The sequence below is a fragment of the Clostridium ljungdahlii DSM 13528 genome (genome assembly GCF_000143685.1).
GTDB lineage: Bacteria > Bacillota > Clostridia > Clostridiales > Clostridiaceae > Clostridium_B > Clostridium_B ljungdahlii.
Genome location: NC_014328.1, coordinates 3,669,436 through 3,692,156, shown reverse-complemented (window position 1 = coordinate 3,692,156; position 22,721 = coordinate 3,669,436). Strand labels below are relative to the sequence as shown.

Here is a 22,721-nt window from a genome sequence, read left to right as displayed (position 1 = left end):
GAAAAAATTGGATTCATTGGTTAGATTAGCACCACTTTTATTTATAGTAGTAATCTTTTATTTACTTATATTTCTACCAGAAAGCAAGAGAAAAAAGAAATATAATGCAATGCTTGAAAGCCTTAAGGTTAATGATGAAGTTATGACTAAGGGTGGCATAATAGGAAAAGTTGTAAATATCCAGGACAGAAATATAACTATTCAAACAGGACCGGATAGAGTAAGAATAAAGTTAGATAAAACAGGAGTACTAAATATTCTATCTGAACCTAAAAGTCAAGAAAGTTCTTCTAAGAAAATAGAGGAAAAAAAGGAAGAAAAAAAAGAAGTTTAAAAATTAGGTATAAAGCACCTTTTATCTACATAAATACTATTAGATGGGAGGTGCTTTGATTTGGAAAAAGGTAGTAATTACCTTTCTGCAGTGGAAGGAGTTCTTAGAGGTTTTATAATTACAGTTATTTTACTTTTAATTTTTGCAGTTATAATGACTTTTGTAGATATAGGTTCAAGAGTAAGGTACATATTTTACGTTATTACAAACATACTTAGTATAATGTATGGAGTTATTTATGCAGTGCGAAGAATAGGTAAAAAAGGATGGCTTGTGGGTATTGGAGTAACTCTTTTATATTTGCTTATACTGTATGTAGTTTCTATAATTTCTGGAAACTCTGCAGCTATAAGTTCCTATGGAGTAAAACGATTGCTACTTGACCTTATAGTAGGAGCTTTATCAGGTATGATCGCAATTAACTTATGAGAATCTCTTAGACTTCGTATTTAATGGACAACTTTATTTTATTATAGCTTTATGTTATAATCAAACAGATAACTTTATTAATTGGAGGAGCTTAGAGAATGAAGCATATAAAAACTTTAAATAATGCTAATATAAAAGAAAGTTTAAAAAAACCAGGATGTAAGGAATGTGCTAATTCATGTCAATCAGCATGTAAAACTTCTTGCACAGTTGCCAATTTAGCTTGTGAAAACTAATATAAATTTTAGGCAGTAACAAAATAGTTACTGCCTAAAATTTATATAATGAAAAATTATACACTTTTATTAGGAGGAGAACAATTTGGCTAATATTCATAAATTTGTCCAGGGTGGATATAGATATGTTATAGATGTAAACTCTGGTGCACTTCATGAAATTGATGAACTAGTATATGATATTTTAGATGATGAAGGACTGCCAGAACTTGAAAAAGTGGTAGAACTTCTTAATGATAAATATAAAAGAGAAGAAGTTGTGGAGGCTTATGGTGAGATACAACAGCTAATTGAAAAAGAAATGTTGTATTCTAAAGATTTATATGAAGGAATTGCAAAAAAGCATGAGAGTGAACCTTCATTTATAAAAGCATTATGCCTTAATATTGCCCATGATTGTAATTTGAGATGCAAATATTGTTTTGCAGATGAAGGTGAGTATAAAGGACGCAGAAAACTCATGTCTGCAAAAATAGGAAAAAAGGCTATTGATTTTGTTATAGAAAAATCGGGACCTAGGAAGAATATAGAGGTTGATTTGTTTGGTGGAGAACCACTTATGGCCTTTGATGCAGTAAAGGAAATCGTAGAGTATGCTAAGAAGCAGGAAAAGCTGCACAACAAAAATATAAGATTTACAATGACTACCAATGCTACCCTGTTAAATGATGAGATAATGGATTATCTTGATAAAAACATGGGAAATATAGTACTAAGTATTGATGGAAGAAAAGAAGTAAATGACAAAGTAAGAGTTAGGGTTGATGGTACAGGAAGTTTTGACTCTATACTTCCTAAAATAAAAAAGATGGTAAAAATAAGGGACAAGTCTAAGCAATACTATGCTAGAGGAACTTTTACTAGAAATAATATTGATTTCTTCGAAGATATAAAATATCTTGCAGATCAGGGATTTGATGAAATATCTGTAGAACCCGTAGTACTTCCAGAGGATGATCCATTGTCTCTTAGAGAAGAAGACCTTCCGATTATTTATGAACAATATGATAAATTATATGAGGAAATGATTAGAAGAAACAAGGAAGGAGGAAAGTTTAAGTTTTACCATTTTAATATAGACATTGCAGGCGGTCCTTGTGTATATAAAAGAATATCAGGATGTGGGGCAGGACATGAGTATGTAGCTATAACACCAGATGGAGATATATATCCTTGTCATCAATTTGTAGGTAATGAAGCTTTTAAAATGGGAAATTTAAGTGATATTGATAACCTAAGGCAGGATATTTCTAAACAATTTAAGGCTGCTCACATATATAACAAACCTGAATGTAAGAAATGTTGGGCAAGATTTTACTGCAGCGGCGGATGTCAGGCTAATAATTACAATTTCAATAAGGATATGAACGTACCTTACAGTCTTGGATGCAAAATGCAGAAAAAGAGAATTGAGTGTGCCATTGCACTTAAAAGTAGAATTTTGAAAAAATAGTAATAACATTTACAAAAACTTAATACATCATATTACTTTATTTGTAATATGTGTATTGACGGTGTTTTTCTTAAGTAATATAATTGCTAATGTAAATAGGTGAGGATAAGAGGTAGTTGGTTATTGACGAAGGAGGATAAAAATGAAATCTAAGGCGAAAAGTACCGTAGTTTTCTTTCTATGCATAATTTTAATAGGCTTTTTAGCTTATACGGGAGCATATGGAGTAACTTTTGGTGGATATAAATTAAAGCCATTTAGCCAAGTAATAAATAAAGGACTTGATCTTCAAGGTGGAGTTTCTGTACTTGAAGAAATACAGTCTAAAAATGTGGATCAAGATACTGTAAATAGAACTGTAGACATGATCTCACAAAGGGTTAACAAGTTAGGAGTAAGTGAAACTACGACTGTAAGAGAAGGAAAAGACAGGATAAGAATTGATATACCTGGAAAATTTGATGCAAAAGAAGTAGTAGATGGTGTAGCAAAAACTGGTGATCTTAAGTTTGTTGGGCCAGACAACAAAACTATACTTACAGGTAAGGATGTAAAAAATGCCACAGCTTCTATTGACCCTCAAAATGGCAGCCAAGGTGTAATAAATCTGGAGCTAAATCAATCAGGTGCTCAGAAGTTTGCAGATGCCACTCAAAAATTTATGGGGCAAAAAATTACCATTTACTTAGATAAGGATAAACTATCAGATCCACAGGTAGATGCACACATAACTGATGGTAGGGCTATTATAAGCGGTCACATGACTATGAAAGAGGCTCAAACAAAGGCAAATTTGATAAAATCAGGTGCACTTCCAGTTACAGTAAAACCAGTACAGGTTAAAACTGTAGGAGCTTCTCTTGGTGCAAATGCACTTCCACTTAGTATATTGGCAGGTAAAATAGGTATAGGGTTAGTAATGATATTTATGCTTTTATATTATAGATTACCTGGACTTGTTGCAGATATAGCACTTGTACTATATGTATATATAGTTTTAGCAGCTTTTGCCAACGTAAATGTAACTTTGACATTAGCTGGTATTGCAGCGTTTTTGTTAACAGTAGGTATGGCAGTAGATGCCAATATACTTATATTTGAGAGAACTAAAGAGGAGCTTAAAAGCGGTAAATCCATTAGGGCCTCTGTAGATGCGGGATTTAGAAGAGCCATGACTTCAATACTGGATTCAAATATAACTACTATTATTTCAGGATGTGTCCTTTATAATATTGGTACAGGTTCTGTAAAAGGATTTGCACTTACCCTTATTATAGGTACAATTTTGAGTATGTTTACGGCTATAACGGTAACTAGAACTCTTATGAAGTTACTAGCTAATATGGGTTGGTTTAACCATAAGGAGACAATTGGAACCTTTGGTGTGCATGACTTTAGAAAGGGGGTAGTAAAGTAATATGTATAAGATTATTGAAAAAAGAAAAATATGGTTTACTATATCCCTTATAATAATTGCTATTGGAATATTTACTATGGCTACTAAAGGTCTTGAATATGGACTGGATTTTAAAGGTGGTACAGTAGTTGAAATAAATGTGGGTCAGGATTTTAATAAACAGGACGTAGATAATATAGTAAAGAAATACTCTGGTGATTTTCAATCCAATAAAGTAGATAATAAGTCTATATCTATAAAGGCTGCTACTTTAAGCAATAATGATGTTAGTAATATTGTAAAAGCTGTAAAGGCAAAGTATAAAAAAAGTAGTTTGACGAATCAAGAAAATATAGGTGCGGTTATAGGCCAAGAAACAAGGACCAAAGCTCTGCAAGCTGTTATAGTGGCAATCATAGCTATGTTTATATATATAGGTATAAGGTTTGAGTTAAGTTTTGGTATAGCAGCTATTATATCATTAACTCATAATGTGCTTGTAATGCTTTCTGTATACGCAGTACTTAGAGTCCCTATAGACTCTAACTTTATAGCAGCAGCCCTTACGGTTATAGGTTATTCTGTCCATGATACTATAGTTGTTTTTGATAGAATAAGAGAAAATCAAAAATACATGAGAGGACAGGAACCTATAGTAGTTGCAGATGCCAGTGTAACTCAGACATTGGCAAGATCTATAAATACAGTATTGACTGTTGTAATAACATTGACAGCAGTATATGTTTTAGTACCTTCTGTAAGAGTTTTCTCAGAACCGATACTTATAGGAATAATTACAGGATGTTACTCTTCTATATGCATAGCTAGTCCATGTTGGGTAATTATAAAGAAACATATGCTTCGAAATAAAAAAAAGTTGCATACAGTAAGTGAATAAGCTATAAAATATACATTAAATATGATAAAATAAAAAATCTAGAGTATATTGGTACTCTGGATTTTTTTATTGCACATAATCTAACTATAATGTATTTGTAATAGAAGACAATATCATTTATAATATAAGTGCTTTCGATAAATTTGGAGGATTTTATTATGGAGAGGCAAAAAGATAATATACAGGATTTTAATTTTTTAGGTATGAATAACCCTTTTCTTTTAAAGGATATGGAGAAAGCTTTAAAAAGAATAATAAAAGCAGTAAATGAGAGAGAAAAAATTGTAATTTATGGTACATGTGACTTGGATGGTATAACTTCGGTGTCACTTATGTTATTAGTGTTAAAATATTTAAATGCAGATGTAGAATATTTTATCTCTGATAAAATTAATGATTATAGTATAAAGTCAGATATAATAAAAAACCACATAAAATTTTTAGGTGCAAAGGTTATAATAACAGCTGGCTGTGGAATTCAAAGCGTTTCACAGATAGAGTTATGCAAAACTTTGGGTATTGATGTTATAATAACAGATTACCATAAATCTGGGGAAATTTTGCCGAAAGCCATTATTGTAAATCCCAATCAGAAGCAGTGTACATATCCATTTAAAGATTTAACAGCGGTAGGTGTTACCTTTAAGTTATCTCAGGCTATATCAATGTATTATGATATGAAGTACATAAGTAAGTATTTAGATCTTGTAGCTTTAGGTATTTTTTCTCGGGGAATTGATATAACTGGTGAAAATAAGATAATGGTAAATGAAGGTATGTATTATTTAAAATGTACAAATAATTATGGAGTAAGGGCACTACTTAAAGTGAATGATATTTCTAGTGTGAATATAGAGAATGTACGTGAATTGTCAAATAAAATGATGTGCTCAATTAAGAACAAGAGATATATAGATAATGCAAGGATTGCAGTAGAGCTTTTTATAACTGAAAATATGGATAGGGCAGAACAAATAGCTAAATATTTGAAAAATGAGATTATATAAAGGTAAAATATCTTAAACTTGAATATGTATCAATATTTAATATATAATTGTAAAGTAGGTTTCTATTGGAATGATTAAGTTATTTTTAGGGGGGATTACAGGTGGATTTAAAAGATAAAATAAGAGTAATAGATGGGTTTCCAAAGGAAGGAATAAGTTTTAAAGATATAACTACTTTGCTGCAGGATAAAACAGCTTTTAAGCATACAGTAAATAAAATAGCTAGATATTTAAAAAATAAACATATTGACGTAGTAGTAGGGCCTGAAGCAAGAGGATTTTTATTTGGAGCACCTATAGCCTATGCCATAGGTGCAGGTTTCGTTCCTATAAGAAAAAAGGGAAAGTTGCCTTATGATACTTTTAGTGTTAGTTATGACTTAGAATATGGCAGTGATATACTTGAAATGCACAAAGATGCAATAAAAAAGGGAGATAGAGTGGTAATAATTGATGACTTGCTTGCAACAGGTGGCACTACTGCTTCTGTGGTGAAACTTATAGAACAAGCAGGTGGGGAAGTTGTTACTATAGGATTTGTTATAGAATTGACGGATTTAAAAGGCAGGGAAAAATTAGAAGGCTATGATGTAATTTCTCTTACTAAATATAATGTTTAGGATATATAAAATTTGAAATTGCAAGTTTTTTTAGTATATAATATAATATTAGTAAAAAATAATGGCTGGTTTGTTAAACCAGCCATTGATTTTAGGGAGTATCGGTATGTTAGAAAAATTAATGGAGTTAATAGATAAAAACTGTAATAATGTAGATAAAAAAATAGTAGAAAAGGCTTATTATTTTGCCGATGAAGCTCATAAAAAACAGAAAAGGGAATCGGGAGAACCTTATATAAGCCATCCTGTAGAGGTAGCTTATATATTGGTAGAAATGGGACTCGATACCAGCACCATAGTAGCAGGACTCCTTCATGACGTAATAGAAGATACGCAATTTAGCTATGAAGACATAAAAAGGGAATTCAGTGTAGAAGTTGCAAACTTAGTAGAAGGTGTTACTAAATTAGGTAAAATAGAATGTAAAACTAAGGAAGAGCAGCAAGCTGATAACGTTAGAAAGATGCTCCTTGCAATGGCAGATGACATAAGAGTAATACTTATAAAATTAGCAGATAGACTTCATAATATGAGAACACTTAAATACATGCCTGTGAAAAAACAGAAAGAAAAAGCAAAAGAAACTTTTGACATATATGCACCTCTTGCCCATAGGCTTGGAATGTCTAAAATTAAATGGGAACTTGAGGATTTAGCCTTTAGGTATATAAATCAAAATGAATATTATTTTATAGTTAGAAAAATTGCTGAAAAAAGAGTAGAAAGAGAAAAATATATTGATGAAATAATATCTCAATTAAAAGATAACCTTAAAAAGTCGGGAATAGATTCAGACATTGAGGGAAGACCAAAGCATTTTTATAGTATATATAGAAAGATGGTAAAGAAAAATAAAACTATAGATCAAATTTTTGATTTAACTGCTGTAAGAATTTTAGTAAATACAGTAAAGGATTGTTATGCTGCACTGGGAATAGCACATACAATATATAAGCCTATGCCAGGAAGATTTAAGGACTATATTGCTATGCCTAAACCAAACATGTATCAATCACTACATTCTACAGTTATAGGGCCTCAAGGCAAACCTTTTGAAATACAGATAAGAACTTTTGAAATGCATAAAACAGCAGAATATGGAATAGCAGCTCACTGGAAATATAAGGAGGGCGTTGATACAGCAAATGATATAGATAAGAAACTTACCTGGTTAAGAGAAATACTTGAGTGGCAGAGAGAAACTTCAGATGCAGAAGAGTTTATGGAAAGATTTAAAATAGATTTGTTTTCAGATGAGGTATTTGTATTTACTCCAAATGGAAAGGTAATAAATTTACCTTATGAAGCAACCCCTATAGATTTTGCATATAAGATACATACTGAGATAGGAAATAGTTGTATAGGTGCAAAAGTAAGTGGTAAGATGGTACCTCTTGATTATCATTTGAAAACAGGGGAAATTGTAGAAGTGCTTGTATCAAGTACACCCAAAGGTCCAAGTATTGACTGGCTAAATATGGCGAAAAGTAATCAGGCAAAAAGCAAGATAAGATCCTGGTTCAAAAAGGCAAAAAGAGAAGAGAATATAGTAAAAGGAAAGGACCTTCTTGAAAAGGAAACAAAAAAGCAAGGATATAATTTTGGGGAAATTGCTAAGAAGGAAATCCTAGATACAGTTCTTAAAAGGTATAATATGAATTCTGCAGATGACTTGTATGCTTCTGTAGGAATTGGTGCTGTAACCTCTTCTACTATAGTTTCAAGAATAAAAGATATTTATATGAAAACTTCAAAGATGGATGAAATTGACTGGAAGAAGATTCAAGAGAATCTGGATCAACCTATGGGTAAGTCTCATAAAGCAGAGAAAAAATCTCCAGGGATAATAGTAAAGGGTGAAAGCAATGTATTAGTTAGATTTGCCAAGTGCTGTAATCCTGTTCCAGGTGATGACATAATAGGATATATAACAAAGGGAAGAGGAGTATCAATCCATAGAAAAGATTGTAAAAATGCAGAATTCCTATTAAAGAATAAAGATAACATGGTGGTTGAAGTTTCCTGGGGAAGACCAAAAGGAGCAGAGTATATTGCTCAGATTAAAATAGAAGCTGAAGATAGGGGAAAACTTTTGGCTGAATCTATGGAAGTTATAAGTAATAGTAAGACTGCACTTTATGCTGTAAATGCTAAGCCAGTAAAAAATGGATTGGCTGTTATAGATATAAAATTAAAAATATCAAATGTAGATGACTTAAAGGATGTAATGAAAAAGTTTAGAAAATTAGAGGGCGTTATTCAGGTTTATAGAACCAAAAATTAAGGAGATATGTTATTATGAGAGCAGTAGTTCAAAGAGTCAATAGCTCTAAAGTTGAAGTGGAAGGAAAGGTTATAGGACAAATACAAAAGGGGTTAAATGTACTACTTGGAATATCTAAAGAAGATACAGATGAGGATATAATTTATATGAGGGACAAAATATTGAACCTCAGAATATTTGAAGATGAAAATGGAAAGCTCAATAAGTCCTTACTGGATGTAAACGGAGAAATAATTATAGTTTCCCAGTTCACTTTATATGGAGATTGTAGAAAAGGGAGAAGACCCAGTTTTATAGAAGCATTGGGTGGGGATGAAGCCGAGAAAATATACGAAAAGTTTGTAGATCAATGCAGAAATTTAGTAGGCAAGGTTGAGACAGGAAGATTTGGTGCAAATATGTTAGTGAGTATAGAAAATGATGGACCTGTCACTATTATGATAGACAGCAAGAAGAAGTTTTAATTATCAAAGTAAAGGAAAAGATAAGGAGGTATTTTTATGAAACTGACAAAAGTCATAGTAGGGGTATATGCAGCTAATTGTTATATATTGGCAGATGAAAAAGAGGGTAAGTCTGTAGTAATTGATCCTGGTGATGATGTAAAAGATATAATAGATGCTATAGATGCTTCAAAGACAAAAGTAGAATATATATTACTGACTCATGGTCATGCAGATCATACGAGCGCAGCTGAGGAAATAAGAAATAAATATAATGCACCTATAGCAATAAGCAGAGAAGACTATAACATGATGAAATCAAGAGAACTTATGTATGGAAAGCTTATAGATGAAGTTGACATATATATTGAAGATAACCAGGTGTTTGAATTTGGAAATATAAAGTTAAAAGCACTTTATACACCTGGACATACACCTGGTGGAGTAAGCTTCTTAGGAGAAAACATGGTGTTTACAGGAGATACACTTTTTAAAAGATCTGTAGGAAGAACTGACTTTACAGGAGGAGATTTTAATGCAATCATGGGCAGTATAAAAAATAGGCTTATGACTTTACCAGATGAAATGGTTGTATTTCCAGGTCATGGTTCTAAAACTTCTATCAAAGAAGAAAAAATGTATAATCCATTTTTATAGCTTTAAACATTGTAGTAAAAAATGACATATACTAGGGCTATGCTGTCAAATTTCAACACCATAAAAACTTTTAGTAAGTCTAGAGTTCGGTATTTTGAAAATCTAAAGGAGTTTAGCTAAACTCGTACCTCAAACATAGCTAAACTCCTAAGGTTTTCTAAAATACCTCCCTAAGACTTATAAAAAAGTTTTTAAAGGTGTTTTCAATTTTGACATCATATCTTCTAGTATAAGGTCAAATTTTACTTACAATTCTACATAGCATTTTTAAAACTTAAACTTATTCGCAGGATTATTTTTACAACGATGAAGCACATTTAAATATTTTGTTTATAAGTCTTAGAAAAAAATTTAAAAAACTTAGAACTTTTGAATTGTTTGAGGTACGAGTTTTCAAAAGTTCTTAGATTTTTTAAAAATTTTTTGCTTAGACTTATCAAAATATTTAACGTGCTGAATGTTGTAAAAATATACGGAGAATAAGTTTTAATTTTACAATGTATGAAGAAGAAAAGAGATGACAATTTTAATTGATATGGAGATAAAAGTTAAACTAAATAGTAAGGAATATAGATATCACATATTTCAAATGATCAATTTATTTTATGATTTTGCAGATATAAATTTTGTAGAAGATGAAAGTTGGAATTTTAATATAGAGTTATTACAAAATGAAGTTATTATAGATGATAAAAATGACATATGCAAAATGGAATTTGAAAGTGGTTTAAGTGAAAGAGAAAATATAAAAAAAGCAATATTTTTGTATTTTACCAATAGAACAGGGAAGACTTTACCATGGGGAACTTTAGTTGGAATAAGACCTAGTAAGATAACTTTAAAATTTATAAAGGATGGCAAGAGCAGGGATGAAATAATAAAATATTTTGACAAACATTTTTGTTGTAATAAAAGTAAGGCAGAACTTTGTATAGATGTAGCAAATTCGGAAAAAAACTTAGTGAATTCAAATAGCAGAAATATAAGCGTATATGTAGGAATGCCTTTTTGTCCAACTAAATGTCTTTATTGTTCCTTTGCGTCTAATCCTATTAAAGGTTGTAAGGAATTAGTAGAACCCTATCTTAAAAGTTTGACTTATGAGATAAAGAAAATGTCTGAATACATAAAACAACATGAGTTAAATATAGAATGTATATATTTTGGAGGAGGGACTCCAACTTCTATAGATAATGAAAAATTTGAAAAATTAATGCATGAAATATATAATAGTTTTGTACGGGACTATAAAATAAAAGAATTTGATGTAGAATGTGGCAGACCTGACAGTATTACTTCAAATAAACTTGAAACCATGAAAAGATATGGAGTAAATAGGATTAGTATAAATCCACAGACTATGAATGACAGCACATTAAAATTTATTGGAAGAAATCATTCAGTAAATGAGGTAAGGGAAAAGTTTCATATGGCAAGAAAATATGGATTTGACAACATAAATATGGATTTGATTGTAGGATTGCCTGGGGAAGGAATAGAGGAGGTAAATAAAACCTGCGATGAAATTGAAAAACTTGGGCCAGATAATTTAACCGTACATGGTATGTCTGTAAAAAGAGCATCTAGACTATATGAAAATATAGTGAATAATATAAGTTATTCTATTGCAGGTCATGAAGAATTAAATTTGATGTATGAAAGAACTGCACTTTTGGCTAAATCAATGAACATGAAACCATATTATATGTATAGACAAAAAAATATGGTAGGTAATATGGAAAACATAGGATATACCTCAGGAAAACATAGAGGGCTTTATAATGTGGAAATGATTGAAGAAAGGCAGACTATAATAGCTTGTGGAGCAGATGCTGTTACAAAAGTCATGTTTTTAGATGAAAATAGATTCGAAAGACAGGCAAATATAAAAGATGTAGGAGAATATGTGAGAAGAATAGATGAAATGGTGAAAAAAAAGATAGATCTTTTAAATACTTTGTATTAAAATTTTTAAATGTACTTTTAAATTTCACTTATAATTTATAATTTAAGAAAATATAAAATAAAAAAGGAGTAAATTAATATGGCTATACAAGCACCTAAAGGTACTAAAGATATATTACCTACGGAGTCTTATAAGTGGCATTATTTAGAAGATAAATTCAAAAATATAGCAGCTTCTTATGGGTATAGAGAAATAAGGACGCCAGTATTTGAATATACTGAACTTTTTGAAAGGGGAGTAGGTGAAACTACAGATGTTGTTCAGAAAGAAATGTACACCTTTCAAGATAAAGCTGGCAGAAGCCTAACCCTTAAAGCAGAAGGTACATCCCCTGCAGTGAGGGCTTTTGTGGAGAGCAGTTTGTATAATGAAGTTCAGCCAACTAAGTTATTTTATTTTACCCCGGTTTTAAGATATGAAAATGTACAAAAAGGAAGACTTAGAGAACATCACCAATTTGGTATAGAGGCATTTGGGGCAGAAAATGCTTCACTGGATGCTGAAGTTATAAGTTTGGCTATGCGAGTATATAAGGAACTGGGAGTAAAGGGAATTGAATTAAATATAAATAGTATAGGATGTGCTACTTGCAGAAAAAAGTACAATGAAGCATTAAAAAAATTCTTGAAGGAAAATTATGATGCATTATGTGACACCTGTAAAAGCAGATTCAGTAAAAATCCTATGAGGATATTGGATTGTAAAGTGGAAAGCTGTAAAGAAATAGTAAAAGATGCACCTTTGATGATTGATTACTTATGTGATGACTGTAAGGAGCACTTTGAAAGTTTACAAAAGTATTTGTCTGCTGTAAATATAGAGTTTAAGATAAATCCTTTAATAGTAAGAGGACTTGATTATTATACTAAAACCGTATTTGAAATAATAAACAATGATATAACAATATGCGGTGGTGGAAGGTATGATTATCTAATAGAGGAAGTTGGAGGCCCTAAAATGCCTGCTGTAGGTTTTGGAATGGGAATAGAGAGGACACTTCTTACTCTGGAAGAAAATAAAATAGAGATACCTAATAGGCCATACATAGACTTATATGTAGGAGCTATGGGAGATGACGCTAAGTTAAAGGCTCTTAATTTAGTAAATCAATTGAGAGAAAAAAATGTAAGATGTGAATGCGACCATACAAATAGAAGCGTAAAAGCTGAAATGAAGTATGCAAATAAAATTGGAGCTAGGTTTACAGTAATACTTGGAGACAACGAGCTAGAATGTGGAATTGCTAAATTTAAGAGAATGGAAGATGGCAATCAATTTGAAATTAAATTAGAAGAACTAGACAAAATTTCAGATTTAATTAGATTATAAACGGAGTGTGTTAACATGGGAGAATCATTAAATGGACTAAAGAGAACCAACATGTGTGGTGAACTGAGAGAAAGTAACATAGGTGAAAAAATTACAGTAATGGGATGGGTTCAGAGAAAAAGAAATTTAGGTGGACTCATATTTGTAGATTTAAGAGATAGAACAGGAATACTTCAAATTGTATTTGGAGAGAAGATAAATAAAGAAGCTTTTGAAAAATCAGATAATGTAAAATCTGAATACTGCATAGCAGCTACAGGAACTATTGTAAAAAGAGAATCCCCAAATACGGAAATTCCAACAGGTATGGTAGAAGTAAAAGGAGAGTATATAAAGATATTTTCAGAGTCTCAAACACCTCCTATATACATAAAGGAAAACTTAGATGCAGCTGAAAACATAAGACTCAAATACAGATATTTAGATTTAAGAAGACCAGATATGCAGAGAATACTTATGACAAGACATAAAACAGCAAAGGTAGTAAGAGACTTTTTAGATGAAGAAGGATTTTTAGAAATAGAAACTCCAATGCTTGGCAAAAGTACACCAGAAGGTGCTAGGGATTATCTCGTACCAAGCAGAAATTACAATGGAAAGTTTTATGCCCTTCCTCAATCACCACAGCTTTTTAAACAGCTTTTGATGGTTTCAGGATATGACAGATACTTTCAGATAGTTAAATGCTTTAGAGATGAAGATTTGAGGGCGAATAGACAGCCTGAATTTACCCAGATAGATATGGAGCTTTCTTTTGTAGAGCAAGATGATGTAATAAACTTGAATGAAAGGTTTATTCAAAGGGTATTTAAGAAAATCCTAAATGTAGATGTAAAACTACCTATAGAGAGAATGCCTTATAAAATTGCCATGGAGAAATATGGATCAGATAAACCTGATTTAAGATTTGGCATGGAAATAAATGATATAAGTGAAGTTGTAAAGAATATAGATTTCAAGGTTTTCCAAAGTGCAATTGAAGCTGGTGGTTCTGTAAGAGCCATAAAGGTGCCAAATTCAGCTAAAATGGGAAGAAAACAGATTGATAAGCTAGTTGAATTTGTAAAAGACTATGGTGCCAAAGGACTTGTATGGATAGCATATAAGGAAGATGGAATTAAATCTTCTATATCAAAATTCTTAACTGAGGAAGATACTAAAAATATATTAAATAAATTGGAAGCAGTACCAGGAGATCTTATTCTTGTTGTGGCAGATAAAAATAAAGTGGTGTTTGAAAGCCTTGGTGCACTCAGAGTTCATATGGCAAAAGAAACAGGCATATTGGATGGAAATGATGAGTTTAGATTTGTATGGGTAACTGAGTTCCCTCTTCTATCCTATAATGAGGACGAACAAAGATATCAGGCAGAGCATCATCCATTTACAGCACCTATGGACGAAGATATACAGTATTTAGAGAGTGATCCTGGAAGAGTAAGAGCAAAAGCTTATGATATAGTTCTAAATGGAGAAGAATTAGGCGGAGGAAGCATAAGAATACATGATACTAAACTTCAAGAAAGAATGTTTAAAGTAATTGGTATTTCACAGGAAAATGCCTGGGAGAAGTTTGGATATTTGCTTGAAGCATTTAAGTTTGGACCACCACCACACGGCGGACTTGCTTATGGATTTGACAGGATGGTAATGTTTTTAGCAAAAACCGATAATATAAAAGATGTAATAGCTTTCCCTAAAAATCAGAATGCATTTTGTCCACTTACGGAAGCTCCTAATGTAGTAGATGAATCTCAGTTAAAAGAATTGGGTATATCTATAAAATAATATGAATTATTCAAAGGGTAAACATAAATATTAAAAAATGTAGTATAATAAAATTATTAATATTCCTGCTGTGTGCGTGGAATGAGTTAGTCTTGACCGAACATTTTATAAATGGGAATCGGACTCTTCTTGTGGAATGATATCCATTTATAATGGAGACAGGAAGTAAGAAGGAGATTCCCACCTGCTTTGGGGCGGGTTCAAAATAACTCATAATACGGCATGGTGGGATTTTATTTGTTTTGTAATATGTTTCTTAAAGAAGACAAAGACTCTTCTATTTCTTCTCTTGGTAAGTTTCCAGAGTTTAAATCATTATCATTTTTTAAAAGTAAATTTTCGTAAAATTTTATTGCGAATTTTATATGTTTTGCATCATGATTATTTTCTTCAAGTATTTCATAGATTATATCATCTGCTTTATCATATCTTTTAGTCTCTGCATAGTAATCTGCTATTTTACTTAAAAGAGTAAAAGAAAGCTTATATTCACAAAGTTTATTTATTAAAGGATCTATATCTGAAAAATAATTTTTTAAATCACAATTGGTGCTTTCATTTAAATAAGCTTCCAAAAACAAATTTAATGATTTCTGATGTATATAAAAGGCATCATCCAGTTTGTGCTGAAATTCTAAGGCGTTTCCTTCTTCTTCCAACAATTTAGCCATGATTATGCACTTGTCTGTAACTATGCTCCCATTAATTTTTACCATTTCCATTATATTTTCTAGAGATAGGGAATTGAAAAATTTTATGCTCAATCTAAAAATGTCTTTGAAAGCGGTATCTATTAAATCTAAGGCTCCTTCATAATTTTCATTATCCATATCATCTAGTATTTTATATAGCATTTCATTAAATTTTTTAATTAATTCAGCAGTAATAGTTCTTTTTAACATTTTGTATGCCTCCATAAATTTTGCAAATAATAATATAACAATACTTATTATACTAAAAAATCAATCTATTTACTATAAAAATAGAAATAGATATTGAACTTATATATATACCATGTTATCATATATACATATCACAAAGTAGTTTTAATAACTACGTATGAGACATGCAAAATTTATTAAGGAGTGGTTTAATATGGATAATCAACTTAAGTTTTATACAAGAGGAGAGGAAGTAGCTAATGCTGTAACACATGGAATAGGTACGCTTCTGTCAATTGCAGCTCTTGTATTATTGATTGTATTTTCTGCTAGGATGGGAGATAAGTGGTATATAGTAAGCTATACTATCTATGGAGTTTCTATGCTTATTCTATACCTAGAATCCACTTTATACCACAGTATAACTAATTTAAAGGTAAAAAAGGTTTTTAGAATATTTGACCATGCATCTATTTATCTATTAATAGCTGGAACTTATACTCCTTTTACACTTACTATTTTAAGAAATTCTATAGGTTGGATGATATTTGGAATAGTATGGATTATGGCTATTTGTGGGATAGTAATGAAAATATTTTGGATAGGCAAACATGAGGTTGTGTCTACACTAATATATATTGCCATGGGATGGATAATAATTTTTGCTATGAAAAGACTTTTATTACTTCTTCCTCCAGCTGGAATAGCTCTTTTGGTGGCAGGTGGAATCATATATACAGTGGGAGCTTTTTTATACATGTTAGATAAAATACCTTATAATCATGCCATATGGCACCTTTTTGTTATAGGTGGAAGTGCCTGTCACTTCTTCTGTGTGCTTTTATATCTATAAATGACAGGAAAGTTTTATCCGATGACTACCTGATCTAATATTCCCACTTCTCCAAGTGTACGTTGCGAGCAGCTATATCCCTGGATAAGTTCTTTCCCTAAAGGATAACGTATTCTAAGTGCTAAAGACACTAAGAATACTGTTAATAAGGTTCAGATGGAGAAAAGGATTCCTTATAAGCAAACTCCACCTGAACCTAAGAATCACTTGATGATATAATAAGTAGAATAGAGTGGAACGATGTAAAAAATGAAATACTTTATAAAAATTAAAGTATAAAAATACAGATATGTGACGAAATATTTTGTAATATACTTATGAATATTAAGAGGAGTATGTATATATTATGTAGAATACATAAACAATAAACTTATTTTGTAAAGGATAAAAAGATATGATTAATCATAGTATTTTTGGACTTAATTCTTCATTTTATTACTTTGGATTAGAACATTTAATTATAAATATGTGTCAATATATAAAAGAAGGTATTGAAAGAAAAGAGAAAATCTGTGTATACACGGATTTAAAACTGTATAAAAAATTATTAAAGTATGTTGACACAAAAAATAATTGTGTGGAATACGTTGATATGACACAAGTGATTAATGAGTATCCAAAGTTGAAAGTAAATAATATAAGAAGAGAAGTTTTAAAGTATATAGATAAAATTAATAAAGAGGGATATGTAGGCGTAAGATTTATTATACAGGTTGATTATGCCATCTATAATACTTCCCAGAATAATTTTCTGAATTTTAATAGAAATATATTAAATATAATTTTAGAAATGAGTGCTTCTTGTATGTGTATTTATAATTTTGAAGATTACTTAAAGAATAAAAGGTTTATAAATGAAAAGGTTATCAAAGAATCCTATAAAATTCATAATTATAGACTATATAATAGAAAATTAGTGAGTGTAAAATAATCCTAGTTTTAAACTAGGATCATTTTACATAGAATTAATGGGAGTTATCATATCATCAAGGCAGTATAAGTTTAACCTAAATTAACAAAAAGTATTCTTAAAAATTTAAAGTTTAGGCACTATGGTGACATGTAGAATAATTTATGTAAATATTTTGTAATTTTCTAGGTTGAAAAGGAGGTAATGTGGAAGAATTTAATATATCTAAAGATTCCTCTAAATTATCTGATAAGGTTGCATTATTAGATTCTAAGTCTTCTTTTAAGCACTCATTAAAATAGTTACAATAAGCATAATAATCCTTTCGTTCTCGAGAATACATGGTGTATACTTTACCTGCCAATTGAAGGACCTCTCTACATAAATATAAATTACATGGATGTGGTCGTAAAGAAAAACTTAATTTGCACCCATCTTTTTTTAAAAAAGGACATAATCTAAAAAAGAGACTATTGTCAAAATCACTGTATTTTATATTGTTTTCAGTGTAATTGTCATATTGATTTTTAAAAAAGATTCCTTTTACCCTGATATCATAATTTTCTACACAATTTGGAATAGAAGATAAATAGTATATAAAATCTATGTTCCCATTGTTTATTATATTTTTAATATCTACTAGATTGTATTTTGGAAAGTACCAGCAGCAACCTCTGTTCTTTATATTTGTATAGGATGTGGATTCTACAAAATTACTGCAGTTCCCGCAAATATCACATTTAAATAGAGGAATGTTGTTCGAAAATTTATAGCTTAGTAACATATAAAAGCCTCCTTGAAAATAGACTGCAATTAGTAATATATAGGATATTTATATATTTAGTATAGAAATTAAATAGAAAATATTTTGAATCTGAATTGCTATATTAAAGATTTTTAATTAGTTGAAATTATTAATTGCAGTGAAAGTAAAAATTAAATATAGAATTATTAACTTGTACATGATATAATTATAATTTTAATGTGTTTATATTAATTTTAGAATAAGATAAAAATTTTTACAATACTTTATTTCTAATTTACAATAAAAATGATACTATATATAGAGTGTACAGTTTCTTCATAAATGAAATTTTGGAGGTAATTCAATGAATGATGAAAAGTTGCTGATATTAGATGGACATAGTTTGATGCATCGGGCATTTTACGCACTCCCAGATCTAACTAATCTAGAAGGAGTCCATACAAATGCAGTTTATGGTTTTTTAAATATGCTTCTTAAAATGAAGGAGGAAATTAAACCAGATTATGTGGTATGTACTTTTGATAGAAGTGCACCTACTTTTAGACATAATAAATACAGTGAATATAAAGCTGGAAGAAAAAAGATGCCTCCTGAATTGTCAGAGCAATTTCCAGTAATCAAGGAAATATTAAAAATGATGTCCGTAAGTATTTTTGAAATAGATGGATTTGAAGCAGATGATCTTATGGGAACACTATCTGTCTTTGCTGAAAAAAATGGTATACAGGTCTATATAGTTACAGGAGATAGGGATGCCCTTCAGCTTGCTACAGATAAAGTAAAGATAGTTATAACTAAAAAAGGTATAACTCAAAAAGAGATATATGATAGAAATAGGATGATAGAAGAGTATGGGGTAACTCCTACACAGTTTATAGATGTTAAAGGACTTATGGGTGATACTTCAGACAATATACCTGGGGTTCCTGGTGTAGGTGAAAAAACTGCTTTTAAATTAATAAAACAATATAAGAGTATAGAAAATGTATATGAAAATGTAGAGGATATAAGTGGAAAAAAGCTAAAGGAAAACTTAAAAGATAATATGGAGCAGGCTATTTTTAGTAAAAAACTTGCAACTATTATGACTAATGTACCTGTGGAAATGGATCTTGAGTCCATTGAGTCAAAGGAAGAGTATGATGCACAGGGATTAAAGAAGGTATTTGAAAAACTTGAATTTAAATCTTTGATAAGCAAAATTCATGGGCTTAACGAAATCCAGAAGGATAAAGCACAGGAATTTGATGTTGAATTTACGGAAATAGATACTTTACACAAGTTTAGTGATTTTGTAAATTCTTTAAAAAATAATGATTTAGTATATATAAACTTTAAAGTAGAAGACGAGGAAAGTTATTCTAGAAATTATATAGATAAGGTATTTATAAGTTTAAATGAAAAAAACTTTCAGATACATATAAATGAAATATATAATGAAGATAAAAATAAAGCAGTAGAACTTTTTAAACTTTTATTTGAAAATGAAGGTATATCCAAGGTAGGGTATGATGTAAAAGTTCCTTGCAGCATATTATATAAAATGGGTATAAGATTTTTAAAATTAGAATTTGATATAAAAATAGCAGCTTATCTTATAGATTCATCGAGATCTGACTATGAGCTTAAGGATATTATAAGACAGTATACGGGAGTTGAAATTTCAGAAGATGACGAAAAATTTTTTTCTAAGGAAACTGTGCTTTTTAGTAAGGTTTATTCCGAGCTTACAAAGAAAATAGAAGAAGCTCATATGGAAGAGCTTTTGTATAAAGTAGAACAGCCTCTTATATACGTGCTTGCATCTATGGAATGTGAAGGCTTTAAGGTTGATAAAGATAAGCTTGTGGAACAAGAAGGTAAATTTAAAATTGAAATAGATAAAGTACAGAAAGAAATATATTCTCTTTCTGAAGAAGAATTCAATATAAATTCTCCAAAACAGCTTGGAAAAATTTTATTTGAAAAGTTGGATCTACCTGTAATAAAAAAGACTAAGACGGGATATTCCACTAATGCAGAAGTACTTGAAAAATTAAAAGATAAACATCCTATAGTTGAAAAGATAATTTACTATAGACAGCTTACTAAATTGTATTCAACATATATTGAAGGACTTAAAGCAGTAATACAGGAAGATGACAAAATTCATTCCAGTTTTAATCAAACGGTAACAACTACGGGAAGACTTTCAAGTACAGAACCTAATCTTCAAAATATACCTATAAAATATGAGATGGGTAAAGAGATAAGAAAAATATTTGTTCCAGAAAATGAAGACTGTGTTATACTTTCAGCAGACTATTCACAGATAGAATTGAGAGTACTTGCTCATATTGCTGATGATGAAAATTTGATAAGTGCGTTTATAAATCATAGTGATATTCATACAAAAACTGCTTCAGAAGTGTTTAAGGTACCTATAGATGAAGTTACATCTGCTCAGAGAAGTAATGCTAAAGCAGTAAACTTTGGTATAGTCTATGGAATAGGTGACTTTAGTTTGGCTAAAAATTTAAAAATATCTAGAAAAGAAGCAAAGCTTTATATAGACACTTATTTTGAAAGATATCCGAAGGTAAAGTTATATATGGACGATATAGTAAAAGAGGCTAAAGTAAATTCTTATGTTACTACACTTATGAATAGAAGGAGGTTTATACCTGAGATAAAATCTTCAAATAAGATAGTGAGGTCATTTGGAGAAAGACTTGCAATGAACACACCTATTCAAGGCAGTGCAGCGGACATAATAAAAATAGCTATGGTAAATGTGTATAGAAGATTAGAGGAAAATAAATTAAAAAGCAAACTAATACTTCAGGTACATGATGAACTAATTCTAAATGTGTATAAAGAGGAAATTGATAATGTAAAATCTGTAGTAAAAGAAGAAATGGAAAAAGTTTTACAACTGAAAGTCCCTCTTGAAGTAGATATAAGTGTAGGAAGTAATTGGTATGAGGCTAAGTAAATTAGTATAAAGGGGAAGAAAACTGTGATTAAAATAGGGCTTACTGGAGGTATAGGAAGCGGAAAAAGCACTGTTTCTGATATACTGAGAGAGCACGATATAAGTATAGTGGATGCAGATATTATAGCTAGGGAAGTAATTGAAAAATATCCTGTAATAATTGAAAAAATTAAATGTATTTTTGGAGAAAGATTTATTGATCTTTCAGGTAAACTTAGAAGAAAAGAATTTGGAAATTATATATTTTCTAATGAAGGAGAAAGAACTAAATATGAAAGTATTATAATGCCTTTCATTAAAAAGGAAATATTAAAAAAAGTAGAAGAATTAGAACAAAAATGTGAAAAAATTTGTGTTATAGATGGAGCTACCCTCATAGAAAATGGATTTTGTAGTTATTTGGATGAAATGCTATTAGTTTGGGTAAATAAAGAGGTACAGATAAGCAGGGTAAAAAGTAGAGATAAATTAACGGAAGGTCAAGTGCTTAGCAGAATAAACTCTCAGATGCCTTTGGAAGAAAAGAAAAAGTATGCGGACTTTGTACTAGATAATTCTAATACTTTAGATGAAACTAAAACACAATTAAAGGAGATATTTATAAGAATAAGCAGAAAATATGGGGGGGTGAAGTGTCCTAAAATATAGTTTTTAAGACACAAAAAAATTGAGGTTTCTAAAAAAAGTAGCAATAGTTATAATACTAATAATGGTAGCTGTATTATGTGTAAAAAGTATTGCAAGATATTGTTATCCATTAAAGTATTCAACTTATATAGCAGAATATGCAAAACAATATGATTTAGATCCCTACTTTGTAATGGCTGTAATTAAGACAGAAAGTAACTTTAAAGAAAATGTAAGGTCCAACAAAAATGCTATAGGACTTATGCAGATAACTCCAGATACTGCAGAATGGGCGGCAGATAAGATGGGAGTATCAAATTTCCAAGATAACATGCTAAATGATCCTGAGTTTAATATAAGAATGGGATGCTGGTATTTGAACAATTTAAAATCAGAGTTTGATAACAATATGGATTTAATTTTGGCAGCTTACAATGGAGGTAGGGGAAATGTAAAAAAGTGGTTGAAGGATTCCGATCATTCTAAAGATGGAAAGAATATACAGTACATACCTTTTAAAGAAACGGATAAATATATTAAACGTGTAAAAGTAAATTACAGGGTATATAAGTACTTATACAAGAATTTGCAGATGAATACTTCTATAATTATTGTAAATTTTTTGTAATTTTAAAATTTAGTTGACAGTTTAATAAAAAGTCATTATAATAACTATTGTAATGCGAGGGTGGCGGAATAGGCAGACGCGCACGTTTGAGGGGCGTGTGAGTAACATCGTACGGGTTCAACTCCCGTTCTTCGCACCATTTAAGAAATGTTAGGCAAGTTTAAAACTTGCCTTTTTTTATTTGTCCGATGACTACCTGCTCTAATACTCCCACTTCTTCAAGTTGGAGTAAAGAGCAGCTA

The 22,721-nt window shown here is 30.4% G+C and carries 21 protein-coding genes, 1 tRNA gene and 1 other RNA gene; 21 read left to right on the top strand and 2 right to left on the bottom strand.

Features of this window, described 5'->3' with window-relative positions; translation table 11 throughout:
- Positions 1-7 precede the first annotated feature (7 nt).
- The 15 genes from yajC to ssrS all read left to right on the top strand — a co-directional run bounded on the left by yajC (position 8) and on the right by ssrS (position 15,076).
- Positions 8-334, top strand: a complete 327-nt coding sequence (gene yajC, locus CLJU_RS16655; protein WP_013240007.1) for a preprotein translocase subunit YajC — start codon at positions 8-10, stop codon at positions 332-334.
- Between the two features lie 60 nt (positions 335-394).
- Complete coding sequence (locus tag CLJU_RS16650; RefSeq protein ID WP_013240006.1) at positions 395-763, top strand: TIGR04086 family membrane protein; 369 nt, start codon at positions 395-397, stop codon at positions 761-763.
- A gap of 98 nt (positions 764-861) precedes the next feature.
- The gene (scfA, locus tag CLJU_RS16645) at positions 862-999 is read left to right on the top strand and encodes a six-cysteine ranthipeptide SCIFF (RefSeq protein WP_013240005.1); all 138 of its coding nucleotides are present in this window, start codon (positions 862-864) and stop codon (positions 997-999) included.
- A gap of 85 nt (positions 1,000-1,084) precedes the next feature.
- Complete coding sequence (gene scfB, locus CLJU_RS16640; protein ID WP_013240004.1) at positions 1,085-2,452, top strand: thioether cross-link-forming SCIFF peptide maturase; 1,368 nt, start codon at positions 1,085-1,087, stop codon at positions 2,450-2,452.
- Between the two features lie 142 nt (positions 2,453-2,594).
- Positions 2,595-3,869 carry a protein translocase subunit SecD gene (secD, locus tag CLJU_RS16635; RefSeq protein ID WP_013240003.1) on the top strand — a complete coding sequence of 425 codons (1,275 nt, stop codon included), beginning with the start codon at positions 2,595-2,597 and terminating at the stop codon, positions 3,867-3,869.
- A 1-nt stretch (position 3,870) separates the two neighbouring features.
- Positions 3,871-4,746, top strand: coding sequence for a protein translocase subunit SecF (secF, locus tag CLJU_RS16630; RefSeq protein WP_013240002.1), 876 nt, complete (start codon positions 3,871-3,873; stop codon positions 4,744-4,746).
- 158 nt (positions 4,747-4,904) lie between these two features.
- A complete protein-coding gene (locus tag CLJU_RS16625; protein ID WP_013240001.1) occupies positions 4,905-5,753 on the top strand; it encodes a DHH family phosphoesterase in 849 nt (282 codons plus the stop codon).
- 101 nt (positions 5,754-5,854) lie between these two features.
- Positions 5,855-6,373, top strand: coding sequence for an adenine phosphoribosyltransferase (locus CLJU_RS16620; protein WP_013240000.1), 519 nt, complete (start codon positions 5,855-5,857; stop codon positions 6,371-6,373).
- A 106-nt stretch (positions 6,374-6,479) separates the two neighbouring features.
- Positions 6,480-8,657, top strand: coding sequence for a RelA/SpoT family protein (locus CLJU_RS16615; protein ID WP_013239999.1), 2,178 nt, complete (start codon positions 6,480-6,482; stop codon positions 8,655-8,657).
- A 14-nt stretch (positions 8,658-8,671) separates the two neighbouring features.
- Positions 8,672-9,121: a D-aminoacyl-tRNA deacylase gene (dtd, locus tag CLJU_RS16610; protein ID WP_013239998.1), complete on the top strand. Its 450-nt coding sequence runs from the start codon at positions 8,672-8,674 to the stop codon at positions 9,119-9,121.
- A 36-nt stretch (positions 9,122-9,157) separates the two neighbouring features.
- Positions 9,158-9,757 (top strand): MBL fold metallo-hydrolase, encoded by a 600-nt coding sequence (locus CLJU_RS16605; RefSeq protein WP_013239997.1) that lies wholly within the window; start codon positions 9,158-9,160, stop codon positions 9,755-9,757.
- A 535-nt stretch (positions 9,758-10,292) separates the two neighbouring features.
- Entirely contained in the window at positions 10,293-11,723 is a 1,431-nt protein-coding gene (locus tag CLJU_RS16600) for a coproporphyrinogen III oxidase (RefSeq protein ID WP_013239996.1), read from the top strand.
- A 78-nt stretch (positions 11,724-11,801) separates the two neighbouring features.
- Positions 11,802-13,052 carry a histidine--tRNA ligase gene (gene hisS / locus CLJU_RS16595; protein WP_013239995.1) on the top strand — a complete coding sequence of 417 codons (1,251 nt, stop codon included), beginning with the start codon at positions 11,802-11,804 and terminating at the stop codon, positions 13,050-13,052.
- Between the two features lie 15 nt (positions 13,053-13,067).
- Entirely contained in the window at positions 13,068-14,840 is a 1,773-nt protein-coding gene (gene aspS, locus CLJU_RS16590; RefSeq protein WP_013239994.1) for an aspartate--tRNA ligase, read from the top strand.
- A gap of 59 nt (positions 14,841-14,899) precedes the next feature.
- Positions 14,900-15,076, top strand: a non-coding RNA gene (ssrS, locus tag CLJU_RS21845) — 6S RNA.
- On the opposite strand, the gene CLJU_RS16585 is transcribed toward ssrS, so the two are convergent.
- Complete coding sequence (locus CLJU_RS16585; protein ID WP_013239993.1) at positions 15,074-15,742, bottom strand: DUF6483 family protein; 669 nt, start codon at positions 15,740-15,742, stop codon at positions 15,074-15,076. The genes ssrS and CLJU_RS16585 overlap by 3 nt on opposite strands.
- 193 nt (positions 15,743-15,935) lie before the next feature.
- On the opposite strand from CLJU_RS16585, the gene trhA reads away from it, so the two are divergent.
- Positions 15,936-16,574 (top strand): PAQR family membrane homeostasis protein TrhA, encoded by a 639-nt coding sequence (gene trhA / locus CLJU_RS16580; protein ID WP_013239992.1) that lies wholly within the window; start codon positions 15,936-15,938, stop codon positions 16,572-16,574.
- A gap of 394 nt (positions 16,575-16,968) precedes the next feature.
- Complete coding sequence (locus tag CLJU_RS16575) at positions 16,969-17,505, top strand: MEDS domain-containing protein (protein ID WP_013239991.1); 537 nt, start codon at positions 16,969-16,971, stop codon at positions 17,503-17,505.
- A 112-nt stretch (positions 17,506-17,617) separates the two neighbouring features.
- Here the strand turns inward: CLJU_RS16575 and CLJU_RS16570 are convergent, their stop codons facing one another.
- Positions 17,618-18,268 (bottom strand): hypothetical protein, encoded by a 651-nt coding sequence (locus tag CLJU_RS16570; protein WP_013239990.1) that lies wholly within the window; start codon positions 18,266-18,268, stop codon positions 17,618-17,620.
- Between the two features lie 325 nt (positions 18,269-18,593).
- On the opposite strand from CLJU_RS16570, the gene polA reads away from it, so the two are divergent.
- The 4 genes from polA (at position 18,594) to CLJU_RS16550 (ending at position 22,618) form a co-directional block, all read left to right on the top strand.
- Positions 18,594-21,224, top strand: a complete 2,631-nt coding sequence (polA, locus tag CLJU_RS16565) for a DNA polymerase I (RefSeq protein WP_013239989.1) — start codon at positions 18,594-18,596, stop codon at positions 21,222-21,224.
- A 24-nt stretch (positions 21,225-21,248) separates the two neighbouring features.
- The gene (gene coaE, locus CLJU_RS16560; RefSeq protein WP_013239988.1) at positions 21,249-21,872 is read left to right on the top strand and encodes a dephospho-CoA kinase; all 624 of its coding nucleotides are present in this window, start codon (positions 21,249-21,251) and stop codon (positions 21,870-21,872) included.
- Positions 21,873-21,891: 19 nt separating this feature from the next.
- On the top strand, positions 21,892-22,479 hold the full coding sequence (locus tag CLJU_RS16555) for a lytic transglycosylase domain-containing protein (RefSeq protein ID WP_023162173.1): 588 nt from the start codon (positions 21,892-21,894) through the stop codon (positions 22,477-22,479).
- Between the two features lie 54 nt (positions 22,480-22,533).
- Positions 22,534-22,618 (top strand) — tRNA-Leu (locus CLJU_RS16550).
- The last annotated feature ends 103 nt before the right edge of the window (positions 22,619-22,721 follow it).